Origin of the sequence: uncultured Lutibacter sp. (assembly GCF_937891065.1) — a bacterium.
Classification (GTDB): domain Bacteria; phylum Bacteroidota; class Bacteroidia; order Flavobacteriales; family Flavobacteriaceae; genus Lutibacter.
Genome location: NZ_CALAEQ010000137.1, coordinates 15,320 through 30,845, shown reverse-complemented (window position 1 = coordinate 30,845; position 15,526 = coordinate 15,320). Strand labels below are relative to the sequence as shown.

Sequence of the window (15,526 nt, the reverse complement as noted above, 5' to 3'; positions counted from 1 at the left end):
AATGTCTAACAAAAATAATAATATTAAACTAATTTTTCACAAAAAAAAATGTAAATTTTTAACTTTCTGTAATTTATTTTGCAATCCTTTATTAAAAACAAATAAAAAACTATTTAATGCACTTATAAATTATCAAATTAATAATTCTACCTCTGCTATTTTATACCTTTAAATTTGATTTTACATAAAACCTTCTGGTGGTAAATCTTCCATTGAATCTTCTAATGACTCTCTGTTTTTTACTAATTTATAACCTTCTTTAAAGATTGCAGCTTTATTACTTTTACCTTCAATAACGACAGTTAAAGGTTTCTTAAAACAAATATGCCTTATGTATTTTCCTTCGTAACAAGCCTTTTGTTTATTTAAATAATCTAGATCAAAAAAACCATCATTAATAAAAGGGTTTATTGTTAAATATCCCACTTTGAATGAAGTTAAATTTTGAAAGAAATGTGTCCCTTGACTTGGATCAATTCTAAAATTGTTTAATCCTGATTCTACAATAATTTTTGCAGCAGAAATTTGTGACCAAATTACAGGAATCCCCAACCATGGATCGCTTGATCCCCACCTTCCAGGACCTACTAAAACATATTGTTTATCTGATTCAATAAACTTTTTATTTATTTCTTCTACGGCTGCTGCAATTTCACGAGTATTTGCGCTATTAAAAGTTTCAGGTTTTACATAAACAAAATCATAAATATCTTCATATTTTCCATTTCCTAATGCTGATTCTGAGTAAATAATAGTGTCTTTAGCATCAATATTTTCAGGTAGTTCGCTAGTAGCTTCATAACTTTCAACTATGGGTCTAATTTGTAAAAAACTAAATTCTTTAGGTTGACCAGTTGGTACATCTAATTTAACCGCAAATTCTATTTCAATTGGGTTTCTCATTTCTCGCTGACCAATTCTTAATAAATCTTGTAAGATTTCAGGTAACGGAAATGTTCCATATTTTAATACATTATCAAATGTAATAAGTCGAATACCATCATGTAAAACACCTGGTTTTATAATGTTATTTTGTAAATCGTAGGTTGAAGCTACAAATTTTAAAGAACCATGTGATTCCGCACGCCTAACTGTTATTTTCTTTTTATTGATAGATTCATCCGTTGAAGCCTTATAACTGTCAGGATCCATATCTAAACCGTACAAATATTTTTGTGTATCACGTTTCGTAGAATCTGGTGAAGACAATTGAAGAACTTTTTTAGGATGTGCAGGTGAAAAACGTAAGGTATTTCCACCACCAACAATAATTTCACCTAATCCTAATGCTATATTTGCAATTCCTTCATTTGGCAATTCATTACCAATTGGGTAAAAATTAATTGAACGTGCAACTCCAGATATATTTGGGTAATAAACATCGTTATATTGTTTCCCAATTACTTCCTGCAAAATAACAGCCATTTTATCTTCTTCAATTGAATGAGAAGTAGCTTTTAAATATGATTTGCTACCTTGGAAAAAAGCAGATGCCATCACCGATTTAATTGCTTTACTTGCCATGTTTAGCATCACTTCTTTTTCCGTATTTGGAATCATATAAGTTGCGAAAACACCTGCAAATGGCTGATAATGTGAATCTTCTAAAACACTTGAAGACCGAAGTGCAATTGGTGAAGATGTTATTTCTAAAAAGGCTTTAACATCTTCTAAAACCCATTTTGGCAATGGTTTTGATATGAATTTAGATAAAATCTCTTCATCATTACTACAGTTTACAACAAATTCTATTAATTCATGAGTTTCCATAAACTCGTCAAAAACTTCTGTGCTTATAACTACGGTTCTAGGTATAGAAATTGAAACATCTGGGTATTTATGAAATAATCTATGACGCTTTAAAAACGAATCTATAAATGCTAAACCACGTCCTTTTCCTCCTAAAGAACCTTCTCCTATTCTAGAAAACCCTAAATATTCATCATATTTATTTTTGTCGAATTTCGCAATAACACCTTTAGATCTAAAAACTCGATATGCTTTTATTGCTTTTATTAAAAATTCTCTAATATGTTCTACATCTTTAAAATCTTCAAATTCAACTTTACTAAAAAGATTCGCTAATGGAAATAATGCTCTTGACTTTAACCATTTAGAAAACTCACCTCTTTTAGCATGGTATGAAATAGCATCTTTAGTTACAGTGAACAACGCTTTTTGAAAATTATTTAAATCATTAACTTTCGCTAAAACTTTCATTTGATTTGGATCCCAAAATTCAAAAGCCCCAAATGAGAAATATTTCGTGATAAATTTTTTCAGTTCCTGTCCTAATGTCTCTGAATGTTTATATAAAAATTTACCTTTTAACTCCAAAGCAATTTTCTCATTTTCATTATCTGAAGATTGAATTAAAAATGGAAAATAACGCTCTAAACTTCTAACATATTTTAAAAACTCAAACCCTGCATGTGCATCTCGTTCACCACCTTTATAATAACTAACATCTGAAATAACACCTAAAAGATTGTGTTGGTATTTTTCAAACAGCAATATTCCTTCTTCGTAATTTGTAGCCAACAATATTTTTGGGCGACCTCTCATTAACATCATTCCACGATGCTCATTTAAACCCTCCGACATAAATGAGTGTGTCTGTTTTAATATAATTTTATAAATAATTGGTAAATATCTTGAATAAAATCGCAGGGAATCTTCAACCAATAAAATAGCTTTAACACCAATTTTATTGATATCGTTTTCAGCATTCATTCTGTCTTCAGTTAATTTTATAATGGCTAAAAAAATATCAACATTTCCACTCCAATGAAAAACAAAATCTATAATACCCGTATTGGTTCTTAAAACTTTTTTTCTTAATTCAGAAGAATAATGACTAAGAGCTGCAATTGGAACATTTGGAAAAGCTAATTTAATTTGTTGTGATGTTTCAAATGCTTTATAATTACCAATATCTAACCAAGTAATCACCAAATCTATTTTATTAGATTCTAACATTTTTATAGCTCTTTTTGCAGAGTTGGCGTGTACAAAATTTGGAGGATATCTTAAGTTTAAAGCTGTATATTCATTAAAAATTCGCTCGTCAATTCTACCATCTTCTTCTAACATGTAGTAATCGTAGTTAGAGCAAACTATTAAAATTTTATTAATTCTATTTTGCATTAACTCATTAAAAGCAACATCTTCAAACTCATATGCTTTTAAATCTGGTAAAGGATTTTTCATTATTTGAGTAACTTTATTTATCAATGCAATATATAATTTTAACCATAAATTTGAGCGTTTTTAATTAGATTAATTAGTTTCAACAGTAAAGTGTTATTTGAAAATTTAAGGAACATTAAAATCATGTGCACGATAAAGGTATTTTTCTAAAGTAAAAATCAATAAACACCTTTCAAACACTTATTCTTTTTTTCAAAATAAAATTGTTTAAATTTGCAGCCTAATTTTATAAATAAAATGTTAGATAAAGTAAAAGAACTGATTGGTGAAGTAACTGCATTTAATGCAACTACTAAAGATGAAATTGAAACTTTTAGAATTAAATTCTTAGGTAAAAAAGGAATACTAAACGATTTATTTGAGGAGTTTAAGAATGTAGCACCTGCTGAAAGAAAAGATTTTGGACAAGCATTAAATATTTTAAAAAATTCTGCACAAGATAAAGTTGCTAAACTAAAAGATATTTTAGAAAATGCTACAGAGCAAAAAGGGTTTTATGGAGATTTAACACGTCCGTCTGAACCTATTGAATTAGGATCGCGTCATCCAATTTCTTTGGTTCGGAACAAAATTATCGATGTGTTTTCACGCATTGGATTTACAGTTTCTGAAGGTCCTGAAATTGAAGATGACTGGCATAACTTTACAGCTCTAAATTTACCTGAATATCACCCGGCTCGTGATATGCAGGATACTTTTTTCATTGAAAAAAATCCTGATATTTTATTGCGTACACACACTTCATCTGTGCAAGTACGATATATGGAAAATAACAAACCACCTATTAGAACTATTTCTCCAGGTCGTGTGTTTAGAAACGAAGATATTTCGGCACGTGCACATTGTATTTTTCATCAAGTTGAAGGTTTATACATTGACACTGATGTTTCTTTTGCTGATTTAAAACAAACGTTACTGTATTTTACTAAAGAAATGTTTGGGAAATCTAAAATACGTTTACGCCCATCTTATTTCCCTTTTACTGAACCAAGTGCTGAAGTTGATATTTATTGGGGATTGGAAACTGAGACCGATTATAAAATTACAAAAGGAACTGGTTGGTTAGAAATTATGGGTTGTGGTATGGTTGATCCAAATGTGTTAAAAAACACAAACATTGACCCTGAAATTTACTCGGGTTATGCTTTTGGAATGGGAATTGAGCGTATTGCAATGTTATTGTATCAAATACCTGATATTAGAATGTTTTATGAAAATGATGTTCGTTTTTTAGAGCAATTTAAATCAATAATATAGTTTACAAAAGGCTGTCTAAAAAGTGAATAATATTCATTTTATCAAACAAAGCTTGTCAAAGTTAACTTTGATTAAATAATATATTTCGACAAGCTCAATATGACATAAAATTTGACTTTTCAGACAGCCTCTTTTTATTAAACTTTTATGAAAAAAGATCTAGAAATACCCGAAGCTACAAACATATTTGTTGCTATTGTTAAAGAATATAACAATGAATTTTTATGTGAAGACTGGAACGCCTATATTATTAACAATAAAGAAGTTGCTATTGAAATGGTTCTTATTGTTTCTAAAGGATATGATGAAGATAAACTATTAGAAACTTCATTAATGCGTAAGAAAATCGAAAAATTGCCTGCAAAATCTTTCGCTAAAATTGAATTATTACAAGGTGAAGTTATAACTATTTCAAACTTTTTTAATGTTACTTTTTTTGAAGGAAACCAACTGTTTGATAAAAAATATTTATTTGAAAAAGGTACCATAAAAGAAGGTGCTTTACGCAATATTCCTTTGTTAAATAAACGTGGTATTTTAGTAAAATAAAATGCCTATAACTTTTTACTTATGAAAACATCATTTATTTCTTTTTTCATGTTTTTTAGTCTCATCTCAAACGCTCAAAATATTCCACTTTACGTTGGTACGTATACCGATGAAACAAGTGAAGGAATTTATTGTTACGATTTCAATACTGAAACAGGTGAAATTAACAACCAAAAATTAGCCGCTAAAGTTACAAATCCATCGTTTTTATCCTATTCTACCAATAGAGAATTTTTATATGTTGTAAGCGAAGTAGCTGATTTTGAAAATACCAACAGTGGTTTTGTAAGTGCTTTTTCAGTTACTGAAAATGGATTGCTTCAATTTATAAATAGTGTAAGTTCTAACGGAGCTCATCCTTGTCATATTCAATTAAATAATGAAAATGCTGTTATTTCAAATTATACTGGCGGAACTATTTCTATTCATAAAATTGAAAAAAACGGAGCAATTAAACCTGCAAATCAAATTATAAATCATAATACTCCAAATAAAAAATCACACGCTCATTCAACAAAATTTTTAAATAATGAATTGTTTGTTGCTGATTTAGGTCGTGATTTTTTAGCGCACTATGTTAAAAGCGGGAATGAATATCTTTTAAATGAAAATTATTTAATGGGTGAAAAATCTGGCCCTCGTCATTTTGAAATTTCTAAAAACGGTTATTTTATATATGTAATTAATGAGCTCAACTCTACCATTACAGTTTTAAAAAAAGGAACAGATAAGTATATTAAAATTCAAAATATTAGCACTTTAAACGAAGGATTTGAAGGTGAAAGTTTTTGTGCTGATATTCATTTATCTTCGAATGAAAACTATTTATATGGTTCAAACAGAGGTGAAAATAGTATAGTGGTTTTTAAAAGAGATGCATTAAATGGAACTATTCAAAAAATGCAAACAATATCAGTAAATGGAGATTGGCCTCGTAATTTCACCATTGCTCCTAACGGAAAATTTTTATTGGTTGCAAATCAAAAAAGTAAAAACATTAGCGTTTATAAAGTTGATTTAAATACGGGAAATCTTACTTTTTTATACAGTAAAAATACCCCTACTCCGGTTTGTTTACTTTTTTAATTTTAAGTTTTATTTTAATTCAAAATAGTAAATATTATCATTATTATTAAACCTGTAAGTAGTTAGATAACCGCTTGATTTTGTAGTAAATAAAACGCCAAGTTCATCAAATTCAGAATTAAACCTAGTTGCTTTTATGGGTATTCCCCAAGTACCATTCTTTCTTTCAATTTTATAGATGTTAAACACGCCTGTTTCTCTCTTTTTTTCAACCATTTTTAAATTTCCATCAATATTTTCATACACAACACTTGTCAATTCTCCATTGTATATATTTGATGAAAAATAGATGGTATTTTCATCATAAATTGTTGGATTTATAATCTTAAAATTTGGATGAGCAATATAAATAACGCTTCCTCTTTCCCATTCATTATTTTCAGTTCTTTTGAGTTCTAGCAAGTGATACCTATCGTTCTCATTAGTTACAATTACCATTAAATTACCATCATTAGAAATTACCGGATCTGCATATGAAAATTCATTTTTACATATTGGTAATATGCTAAAGTTTGAAACTTTTAAATCTTCAATTATTCCTTTATAAATAGCCAAATTAAAAAACCCAAACGAATCCATATTTTTAGAAGTTGCCGTCACATATATTTCATTTTTAAACACATTTACCGAACCTGATTTAAATCTCTTATCAATTTTTATTTTTTTTGGTTTTGAATTTAAATTTGAATAAAAAAGATGAGAATTAGTAGATTTATGAGATGACAAATACAAAAGTCCATTTTTATATTTCGAGGGAAAAATATTATTGGTAGTGTTAATTGATAAATAGGTTTCGTATATATTAATACTATCTGTTTCGCTTATTAAAACTCTTTCTTGAGCTTTAACATTTAAAAAAGTAAGCATTAAAATGATGTATAAAATTCTCATATATTTTAATATTTTTTATTCAATTTTAAAAATAAAAGTTTTTATACAACCTTAAATTTGGCATGATACATTTAGTCTAAATCTTTTGTGGTTTCTTTTAAATACTTGTTAATTATATTCATTAAAACGTCCTTTCCAATTGGTTTTGAAATAAAATCGTTACAACCAATATTAATTGCTTCTTCTCTATCTTCAATAGTTGAATAGGCTGTTTGGGCAATAATAGGTAGGTTAGGTCTAAATTCTCGTATTTTTTTTGTAGCAAGAAAACCATTTAAAACAGGCATTTTCATATCCATTAAAACAATATTAATTGTTGAATTCTTTTTGCAAATATCAATAGCTTCTCGCCCATTTTTGGCATGTAAAATATCACAATTTAATTTCATGATATCCTTTAAAACCGTTTCAAGATAAATGTAATTAACCTCCTCATCTTCAGTAATTAAAATAGTGTATTTATCATTATTTTCAGTTTCAATAAAGGTATAAATAGGTTTAAAAGGTAACGTTACAAAAAATGTTGCTCCTTCCATCATTTCAGATTTTACTGAAATTTCCCCTCCTAATAACTCTGTATTTTCTTTTGCAATTGACAAACCTAATCCTAAACCTCCAACTTTTTTTGTAAGTTCTTTTTCAGCTTGTGCAAAACGCTCAAAAATTAACTCTTGCTTTTCTGGTTTAATTCCTATTCCAGTATCCTTTACGTAAATTTCTAGTTGAGTGTTGTTATTTTTTAGATTGTACCCAAATTCAATAAAACCTTTATTTGTGAATTTTAAAGCATTTTCTAATAAGTTGCTTAGTATTTTATTTAATTTCGATCTATCAGAAATTATGATGCTTTCTTTATCTGAAAGTGCTTTTTTAAAATATAGTGGTGTTTTATTTTCTTTAGCTTTAATGTCAAAAATTGAAAATAATTCTAACAGCACATCATTAATACATACTTCTTCTTCTTCTACTTTTACTTGCTTTGTACCTAGGATAGAAATTTCTAAAATATCATCAATAATATGCATTAATTGTTTTCCGCTATTTTGAATAATATTTACAAAATTATTTCGCTTTTGGATATCTAAATCAGGCTCATTTAGCATTTCTGAAAATCCTAAAATACCATTCATTGGTGTTCTAATTTCATGTGACATATTGTTTAAAAATTCGGTTTTTAAACGATCACTTTCTTCCGCCTCTTCTTTGGCTTTATTTAATGCTGTAATATCAATTACAGAAGCTATCACTTTTCCATTATTACCTATTACATTAGATTTTATCATGGCTGTAATAATGGTTCCATTTGTATGTAAAAATTCTGTTTCGCTTTTAAATTCTTTTTTGCCTGACACAATTGATACAATTTCATTTACAACTATATTTATAGCTTTATTACTATTACTATTTCGTATGTGAGTTATTAATTCTTCTTTATTTTTAACTCCTAATAATTCTAATGTTTTATTATTTACGTTTATAATTTTAATTTTTGAAATACACTCATTAGCAAAATCTAAATTTTCATTTAAATATGTTTGAATATCTTTTGTTGCTATTCCTTTTGTTTTTATAAGTTGTATTACTTCTGAAAAATCTTGTTCCCAAATTGAAACTGGACTTTCTTCGAATAAACTTTTAAAACGGCTGTTAGTTTCTATCAGTAGTATGTTTTTATCAAATAATTCATCACTTAACTTAAGTAATTCTGCATTTTTAGTGTCTGATAATTTTTGTGATTTTTTTAATTCAGTAATATCAGTAACCATTGCAAAAGAACCAATTGGTACATTTTTACTATTGAAAATTGGTGAAGTTTTAAACAAACATGATATACTAATTCCTTTACTGTTTTTCAATTCAATTTCATATATTGAAGATGCTCCTGATTCTCTAATTTTTAGTTGTTCCTTAAAAATTTTGATGTTTTCAACATCTACAAAATCAAAAATTGATTTACCAGTAATTTCAGTTTCATTATATCCTAAAATTTTGCACATTTCAGGGTTTACTTCTTTCGTTTTGCCTTCACTATTTACAACCCAAAAACCTTCATTGGTAGTTTTTAAAATAGTACTTAAATAATCTTCATTTTCTTTAATTAATTGAAACGCAATATTTAAATTATTTTCATCTATCTTCCGTCTCGATATATCTCTCCAAACACAATGGATAACTTTATTATTTGGTTCATTAGAAATAACCGTTAGTAACACCTCTACATAAAAGTTAGTTCCATCTTTTTTGGTGTGAACCCATTCAAATTTATGTGTTCCTTTTTCTAAAGCTGTATTCATCAATATTTCAGCTTTATCATTCGAATTTAATCCGTCTGGTTGTAATTTTGGTGATAATTTTGAAGGGGGTACATTTAAAAAATCTTTTTTTGTTTTATATTGAAGCATCTCAACTGTTTTTTGATTGCATTCAATAAAAATTCCATTTTTAATAATCAATATAGCATCTCCAGATTTTTCAAAAAGCTCACGAAATTTTTGTTCGCTTTTTTTAATTCTTTGAGTTGCTTCTTTTAATTTTTCCTCTGCTAATTTTCGTTTTGTTATATCTTCCTTTACCGCTAAAAAATTTGTAATTTCTCCAATATCATTTTTTATAGGTGTTATGGTAACTTGCTCCCAAAATAAAACACCTGATTTAGATTTGTTTTGAAATGCACCATGCCAAGTTTCACCAGCTTTTATGGTTTTCCACATTTTAGCATAATACTCTTTTGATTGTTTTCCTGAACTTAGAATTCTTGGATTTTTCCCAATTACTTCTTCTAAAGTAAACCCTGTAATTTCAGTAAATTTTGGGTTTACATATTCTATAGTTCCGTCAACATCCGTAATAATAATAGTATTAGCACTTTGTTCAACCGCTGTTGTTAATTTATTGGTTTGTGTTTGAATTCTATTTTTATCGGTTAAATCTCTAACTGATCCAACTCTAAATATTTTATTGTCTTCTGTTATAAAATCGCGTCCTGTGATTTCTATTGGGAAAACAGTACCATCTTTCTTAATCCCCTCAATTTCAATGGGTACTAAATTCCTTTTCTTTCTGTTTTCCCTAATTAATTTATGATATTTTTTTGGGTAAAGAAACTCTAAAGTTATCTTTCCTATTAAATCATTACGATTATATCCAAACATTTTTTCAAATGAACGGTTTATATCTACCGCAATTCCATTATTATGAATTATAATTCCTTCAAAAGTAAGGTCTGCTAAATTTTTGAATTTTTCTTCATTATTTTGAAGTAAAATTTTAGATTGTTTTTCTTCAGTAACATCTTTAAAGGTTAAAAGAGCTTTGTTACCGTTATCAATATTTAACCTTGCTCCGCTTACCAGCAAGTTTTTTATTTTACCCGATTTAGAGACTATATTAAAATTAGAATCTTCAAAAAACCCTTTCTCCGCAAGCTTTTTGTTGTTTATATCTCTAATTCCTACATCTATTGTTAACTTATTAGTAAATATATCTCCTTTATAAAATTCATCTTTACTATATTCAAAAATTTGAAAATAGCTTTCATTGGCTTCAATTCTTTCTCCTGTTTTAAAATCTACAATTTCCATAGCAATAGGGTTGTTAAAAAATGCTTTGGAATATTTTTCTTCAATTACTTTGTGTTGTTTATTTAAAACTTCTAATTTTTTTATTTCTAACTCTAATGTGTTTTTAAAAATTATTTTTTCTAATATTTTTTCAACTTTTATTGCCCAAATTTGTAATATAACTTTAATATTTTCTGCATCTATTATTGGTTTGCTATCTAACAACGCTATTAAACCTATAGGTTCACCTTTTGAAGACCACAAAGGTATTCCTACATAACTTTCAATATTCATTTGCACCAGTAATTCGTCTTTTGGAAAGAGTGATTGTATGTTACTTGAATATATACAAATATCTTTATTAATCACGTTTTCACAAGGTGTATTGGCTAATTCATAAGAAAAATTTGGTAGTATATTTTGTTTATTACAAAAAACTACTGTTTTAGTAATTGTGGGTGTTTCTGGTAAATATCTATCAATTATTACATTTTCAATGTCTAATAATTGAGTTAAAAATTGAGCTATTTTTTGAAGAAATTCATCAGCTGTAATTTGGTAGCCTCCTTTTCTAACGAATTTTAATGTTTCTTCTATGCGATTTTGTTGATTTTTCATAGTTGAGGAACAAACTTGTTAATTATATTAAATAAAGACTCTTTGGTTATTGGTTTTGAAATAAAAGCATTACAACCAGCAATTATTGCTTTTTCTTGCTCTTCATTTGTTGAATACGCTGTTTGAGCAATAATAGGAATGCTTGGGTATAATTTTTTTATCTCTTTTGTGGCTTCATAACCATTCATTACAGGCATTTTTAAATCCATAAGTATCAAATCTATTGCCGTATTACTTTTACAAATATCTATGGCTTCTTTTCCGTTTTTAGCATGCAAAATAATACAATTTAATTTAAGCACATCTTTTAGTAAAGTGTCTAAATATAAGTAATTTACTTCTTCGTCTTCAACAATTAAAATGGTTTGTCTTTCTTGTAGCATTTCATTTGTAATTTCAATCTCGTTAAAAACCGGTTTGTAAGGAATTGTTATAAAAAAAGTAGTTCCTTTTCCTACTATTGATTCAACCGAAATTTCACCACCTAACAACAAGCTATTTTCTTTGGCTATAGACAATCCAAGACCTAATCCTTTTACTTTTTTTGAGTCTTCTTTGTTGGCTCGTATAAAGCGTTCAAAAATTAATTTTTGATCTTCAGGTTTAATACCAATTCCCGTGTCTTTCACATAAATTTCTACTATTGAAGACTCTTCATTATTTTTTAACTTATAACCAAACTCTATAGATCCAACATTTGTGAATTTTAAGGCATTTTCCAATAAATTACTTACTATTTTATTTAGTTTAGATCTATCTGTTAATATGATACTTTGCTTATCTGAAAGTCCTTTTTCAAGATATAATGGTGTCTTATTTTCTTTTGCTTTTGAATCGAAAATTGAAAATAATTCTAACAATAAATCGTTTAAATTAACTGACTCTTCATAAACCTTTACTTGCTTTGTTCCTAATTTAGAAATTTCTATAATATCATCAATTATTTGTAGTAATTGTTTGCCACTATTTTTAATTATTTGAACAAAATACTTTCTTTTTTCATCAATTAAATCTGGATCACCTAACAGTTCAGAAAATCCCATAATACCATTCATTGGGGTTCTAATTTCATGAGACATATTGCTAATAAATTCCGTTTTTAAACGATCACTTTCTTCTGCTTTCTTTTTAGCTTCTATTAACTCTGTAATATCATTCATTGAAACAATAATTCTTGATTTTCCTAATAATACAAACTCTAAGAATACTGTAATAACCTTACCATCGCTTCTAATAAACTCTGTTTCTCTTTTAAATTTAGTTTCTTTATTAGCTAACATTAGCAATTCTTCTTTTAAGGTGTCAAAAGATTTTGAATTGAAAGAACTACTTAAATTATTAATTAATTCCTCTTTAGTTTTTACACCTAATAAACCTAAGGTACTGTTATTAACATTTAATACTTTTATTTTTGAAGCGCATTCATAAACAAAATCGCTATTCTCATCTAGGTATTTTTTTAAGTTATCTTCTTCTTTTAATTTTTTATTTAAAAGTTGTAATACTCCTGAAATATCTTCTTCCCAAAGTGATACCGGACTGTTATTAAATAGGCTTCTAAATCTTTTTTCGCTTTCTTTTGTTTTTTGGTTTGCTAAGGTTAGTTTAAGTTCGGCTTGTTTACTCTCGGTAATATCTTGAATAGTTCCTAATGAACGTGCTGGTTTGCCTTCTTCATTAAATTCTGTGTAACCATTTATAAAAACATATTTAATTTCGTTTGAATTTAATAGTAATCTAATTGTTATTTCAAAAGGTTTATTATTCTCTAATGAATCTATATAAGTATTGTTGAAAGTTTCTTTATCTTTTTGGTGAATTTTATCTAAAAAGGTAGCATATGCAGGTTTAAATTCTTGTGGTTTTAAATTGAATATTCTAAAAACTTCATCAGACCAAGTTAACTTGTTATCCAACAAGTTTAATTCCCAATGCCCAATTTTTGCTATTATTTGTGCTTCTTTTAATAAGCGTTCGCTTACTTTTAGTTGTTGTTCTGCTACTTTAATTTCTGTAATATCACGAATGGTTCCAAGAACAAATTTTTCACCATTTACGCTTAAATTTTTACCTATTACCTCAGCAACAAATGTACTATTATCTTTACGGAGAAGCTCTACTATTAAAGGTGTACCCTCTTTAACAGTGGTAGTTTTTTCAAAAGTTTTTTTGTCATTTTTATCAGCTGTAACGTCAAAAACAGTCATTTTAAGTAATTCTTTTTCCGAATAACCAACCATAGTACAAAAGGCAGGATTTACAAATGTGTAATTACCTTTTAAATCGGCTACACTAATTCCTTCTGAAGATTGATTGGTAAATGCTTTAAATTTCTGCTGGTTTTCATTTATTTTTATTTCTGCAACTTTACGATCTGTTATGTCAATTATAAGCGCTAAAAAATGTTCATCTTCTTGAATACTAAATTTGCTAACATATATTTCAACAGGATATAAAGTTTTATCTTTTCGTTGTCTTATTGTTTCAAAATGAAGTTTATCAATTTCTCCGCTTTTTAAAGGCTCTAATTTTTTTAATGCTTTTTCTTTTGTGAATTCAGGAGAAAGATCTATTGGAGTCATTTTTTTTAATTCCTCAAAAGTATATCCTATATTTTTTATTGCTGTTTCATTTGCAAATGTGATTTTTAAATTTTGTGCACTAAAAATAAAAACTTCATTTAAACTGTTTTCAATTGCTAAATTCAAACTTACTAATTCTTGCTCATTTTTTACACTTTCAGTAATATCAAGCAGTACACCTTCATAGTGCGTTATCTCATTATTTTTATTTCTTCTTATTTGTATATCGTCTTTCACCCACTTTATTTCACCTGTTTTAGTAACTATCCTATAAGGTTCATGTGTGAATATGTTTGAATTGTTAATTTTTGCTAATTCTTCAGTTATTCTAGTAACATCACCTAAATGGATTAGCTCTTTATAATTAATTTTACCTGTTAAAAATTCTTCTGAGGTATATCCGAAAAGTTGATATACATTTTTAGAAACATACTCTACGGGCCAATTTTCTAGATTTTTCCATAAAAACACCACAGAAGGACTTCTTTCTATAATATTAATGGCATTAATAAGATTTTCTTCGGCACTTTTAAGTTCCGTAATATCTTCTTTAGAACTTAGTAGTAGTTTATAACTACTTTTAAATTCTTTTAATTCTTTTTCTAATTCGAGGTAAGTAGGTTTTATTTTCATAATAAAATAGCAATATTTTTAATTATAACTATTAACAACCCAATTCTTTATTTATCACAAATTTTTGTAATAAAAAGTGCATATATTTTAATGTAGGGTATTAAGTTGTTTAATACTTATTACTCTCAAATATACAAAACTTACTTTATTGATTTTAGGATTACTAAAAAATCTATAAATTATGAAGTGTTTTGCCAAATTCTGATACTTTATTCCAGTTCGTATATTCTATCTCAACCGTCTTATCTGTAGGTCCTTTAGTCATCCACATAATAAATTGAATCATAATTCTATCAAAATAAGGGTATTTTTTATAATCTAATTTACCCGCAAAAACTTCTACTAATGTAGGTTTCCAATTAATAGTTTTAAAAAATTTAACCACATATGGATTTGTGGTTGGTGTGTTTTTTTCTGGTTTTCTCGCTACTAAATTAACTGAAAAAAATGCTGTTTTTGTAGTGTCCAGTTTTGATTTATTGGTATTTATAAATTCAATAATTTTTTTATGATGCACCCCATATCTAATACTTGATCCAATAATAAATTTATCGAAATTAGTTATTTCTTCATTAAAATCATCAACTGAATAGAGTTCAACTTGGTTGTTTAATTGTACTAATTCTTCTTTAATTTTAGTACAAATTTTCAATGTTTGTCCATCAACTGTTGCGTAAACTATTCCAATTTTCATAGTCGTTATTTAATTTTAAGTTTCCTTTAAAAATTTTATTAAAACACTTTCAAATTTACGAAACTTGGTAAAGTGTTTGTATGATATTTGTCAATTAATAAACGGTTGTGAAATTTGGATATATTTCATAAAAAAACCAGTCAAAAATTGACTGGTTTAAATTTTTCTAAAAAGCTAATGTAGTATATTAAATTACTTTAACGTTTACTGCGTTTAACCCTTTTTTACCTTCTTTTAGTTCAAATTCAACTACATCACCTTCTCTAACTTCATCAATTAAGCCTGAAATGTGCATGAAATAATCTGTTCCTGAACCTTCTTCTGTTACAAATCCAAAACCTTTAGATTCGTTAAAAAATTTTACTGTACCTTTTTTCATTGTTATTTATTAATAAATTAAAGTACAAAGATAAGTTTATTTCAATCTTAGTTATCTTTTTTTGAAA

General features: G+C 27.3%; 9 protein-coding genes. 3 read left to right on the top strand and 6 right to left on the bottom strand.

What is annotated here, in order from left to right; all coding sequences use genetic code 11:
* Positions 1 to 180 precede the first annotated feature (180 nt).
* Positions 181 to 3,210 carry a PEP/pyruvate-binding domain-containing protein gene (locus Q0352_RS07730; RefSeq protein WP_299526131.1) on the bottom strand — a complete coding sequence of 1,010 codons (3,030 nt, stop codon included), beginning with the start codon at positions 3,208 to 3,210 and terminating at the stop codon, positions 181 to 183.
* A 237-nt stretch (positions 3,211 to 3,447) separates the two neighbouring features.
* On the opposite strand from Q0352_RS07730, the gene pheS reads away from it, so the two are divergent.
* From pheS to Q0352_RS07715, 3 genes are all read left to right on the top strand, one after another.
* The gene (gene pheS, locus Q0352_RS07725; RefSeq protein WP_299526128.1) at positions 3,448 to 4,467 is read left to right on the top strand and encodes a phenylalanine--tRNA ligase subunit alpha; all 1,020 of its coding nucleotides are present in this window, start codon (positions 3,448 to 3,450) and stop codon (positions 4,465 to 4,467) included.
* A 147-nt stretch (positions 4,468 to 4,614) separates the two neighbouring features.
* Positions 4,615 to 5,016, top strand: a complete 402-nt coding sequence (locus tag Q0352_RS07720) for a hypothetical protein (RefSeq protein ID WP_299526125.1) — start codon at positions 4,615 to 4,617, stop codon at positions 5,014 to 5,016.
* A gap of 21 nt (positions 5,017 to 5,037) precedes the next feature.
* The gene (locus tag Q0352_RS07715; protein ID WP_299526122.1) at positions 5,038 to 6,102 is read left to right on the top strand and encodes a lactonase family protein; all 1,065 of its coding nucleotides are present in this window, start codon (positions 5,038 to 5,040) and stop codon (positions 6,100 to 6,102) included.
* A 9-nt stretch (positions 6,103 to 6,111) separates the two neighbouring features.
* Here the strand turns inward: Q0352_RS07715 and Q0352_RS07710 are convergent, their stop codons facing one another.
* The 5 genes from Q0352_RS07710 to Q0352_RS07690 all read right to left on the bottom strand — a co-directional run bounded on the left by Q0352_RS07710 (position 6,112) and on the right by Q0352_RS07690 (position 15,459).
* A complete protein-coding gene (locus tag Q0352_RS07710) occupies positions 6,112 to 6,993 on the bottom strand; it encodes a hypothetical protein (protein WP_299526119.1) in 882 nt (293 codons plus the stop codon).
* 71 nt (positions 6,994 to 7,064) lie between these two features.
* Positions 7,065 to 11,171 (bottom strand): PAS domain S-box protein, encoded by a 4,107-nt coding sequence (locus tag Q0352_RS07705; protein ID WP_299526116.1) that lies wholly within the window; start codon positions 11,169 to 11,171, stop codon positions 7,065 to 7,067.
* Entirely contained in the window at positions 11,168 to 14,386 is a 3,219-nt protein-coding gene (locus Q0352_RS07700; RefSeq protein WP_299526113.1) for a PAS domain S-box protein, read from the bottom strand. Before Q0352_RS07700 ends, Q0352_RS07705 begins: the two co-directional genes overlap by 4 nt.
* A 172-nt stretch (positions 14,387 to 14,558) precedes the next feature.
* On the bottom strand, positions 14,559 to 15,080 hold the full coding sequence (gene hemG / locus Q0352_RS07695; RefSeq protein ID WP_299526110.1) for a menaquinone-dependent protoporphyrinogen IX dehydrogenase: 522 nt from the start codon (positions 15,078 to 15,080) through the stop codon (positions 14,559 to 14,561).
* 187 nt (positions 15,081 to 15,267) lie between these two features.
* Positions 15,268 to 15,459, bottom strand: a complete 192-nt coding sequence (locus tag Q0352_RS07690) for a cold-shock protein (protein WP_068208701.1) — start codon at positions 15,457 to 15,459, stop codon at positions 15,268 to 15,270.
* Positions 15,460 to 15,526: the final 67 nt, after the last annotated feature.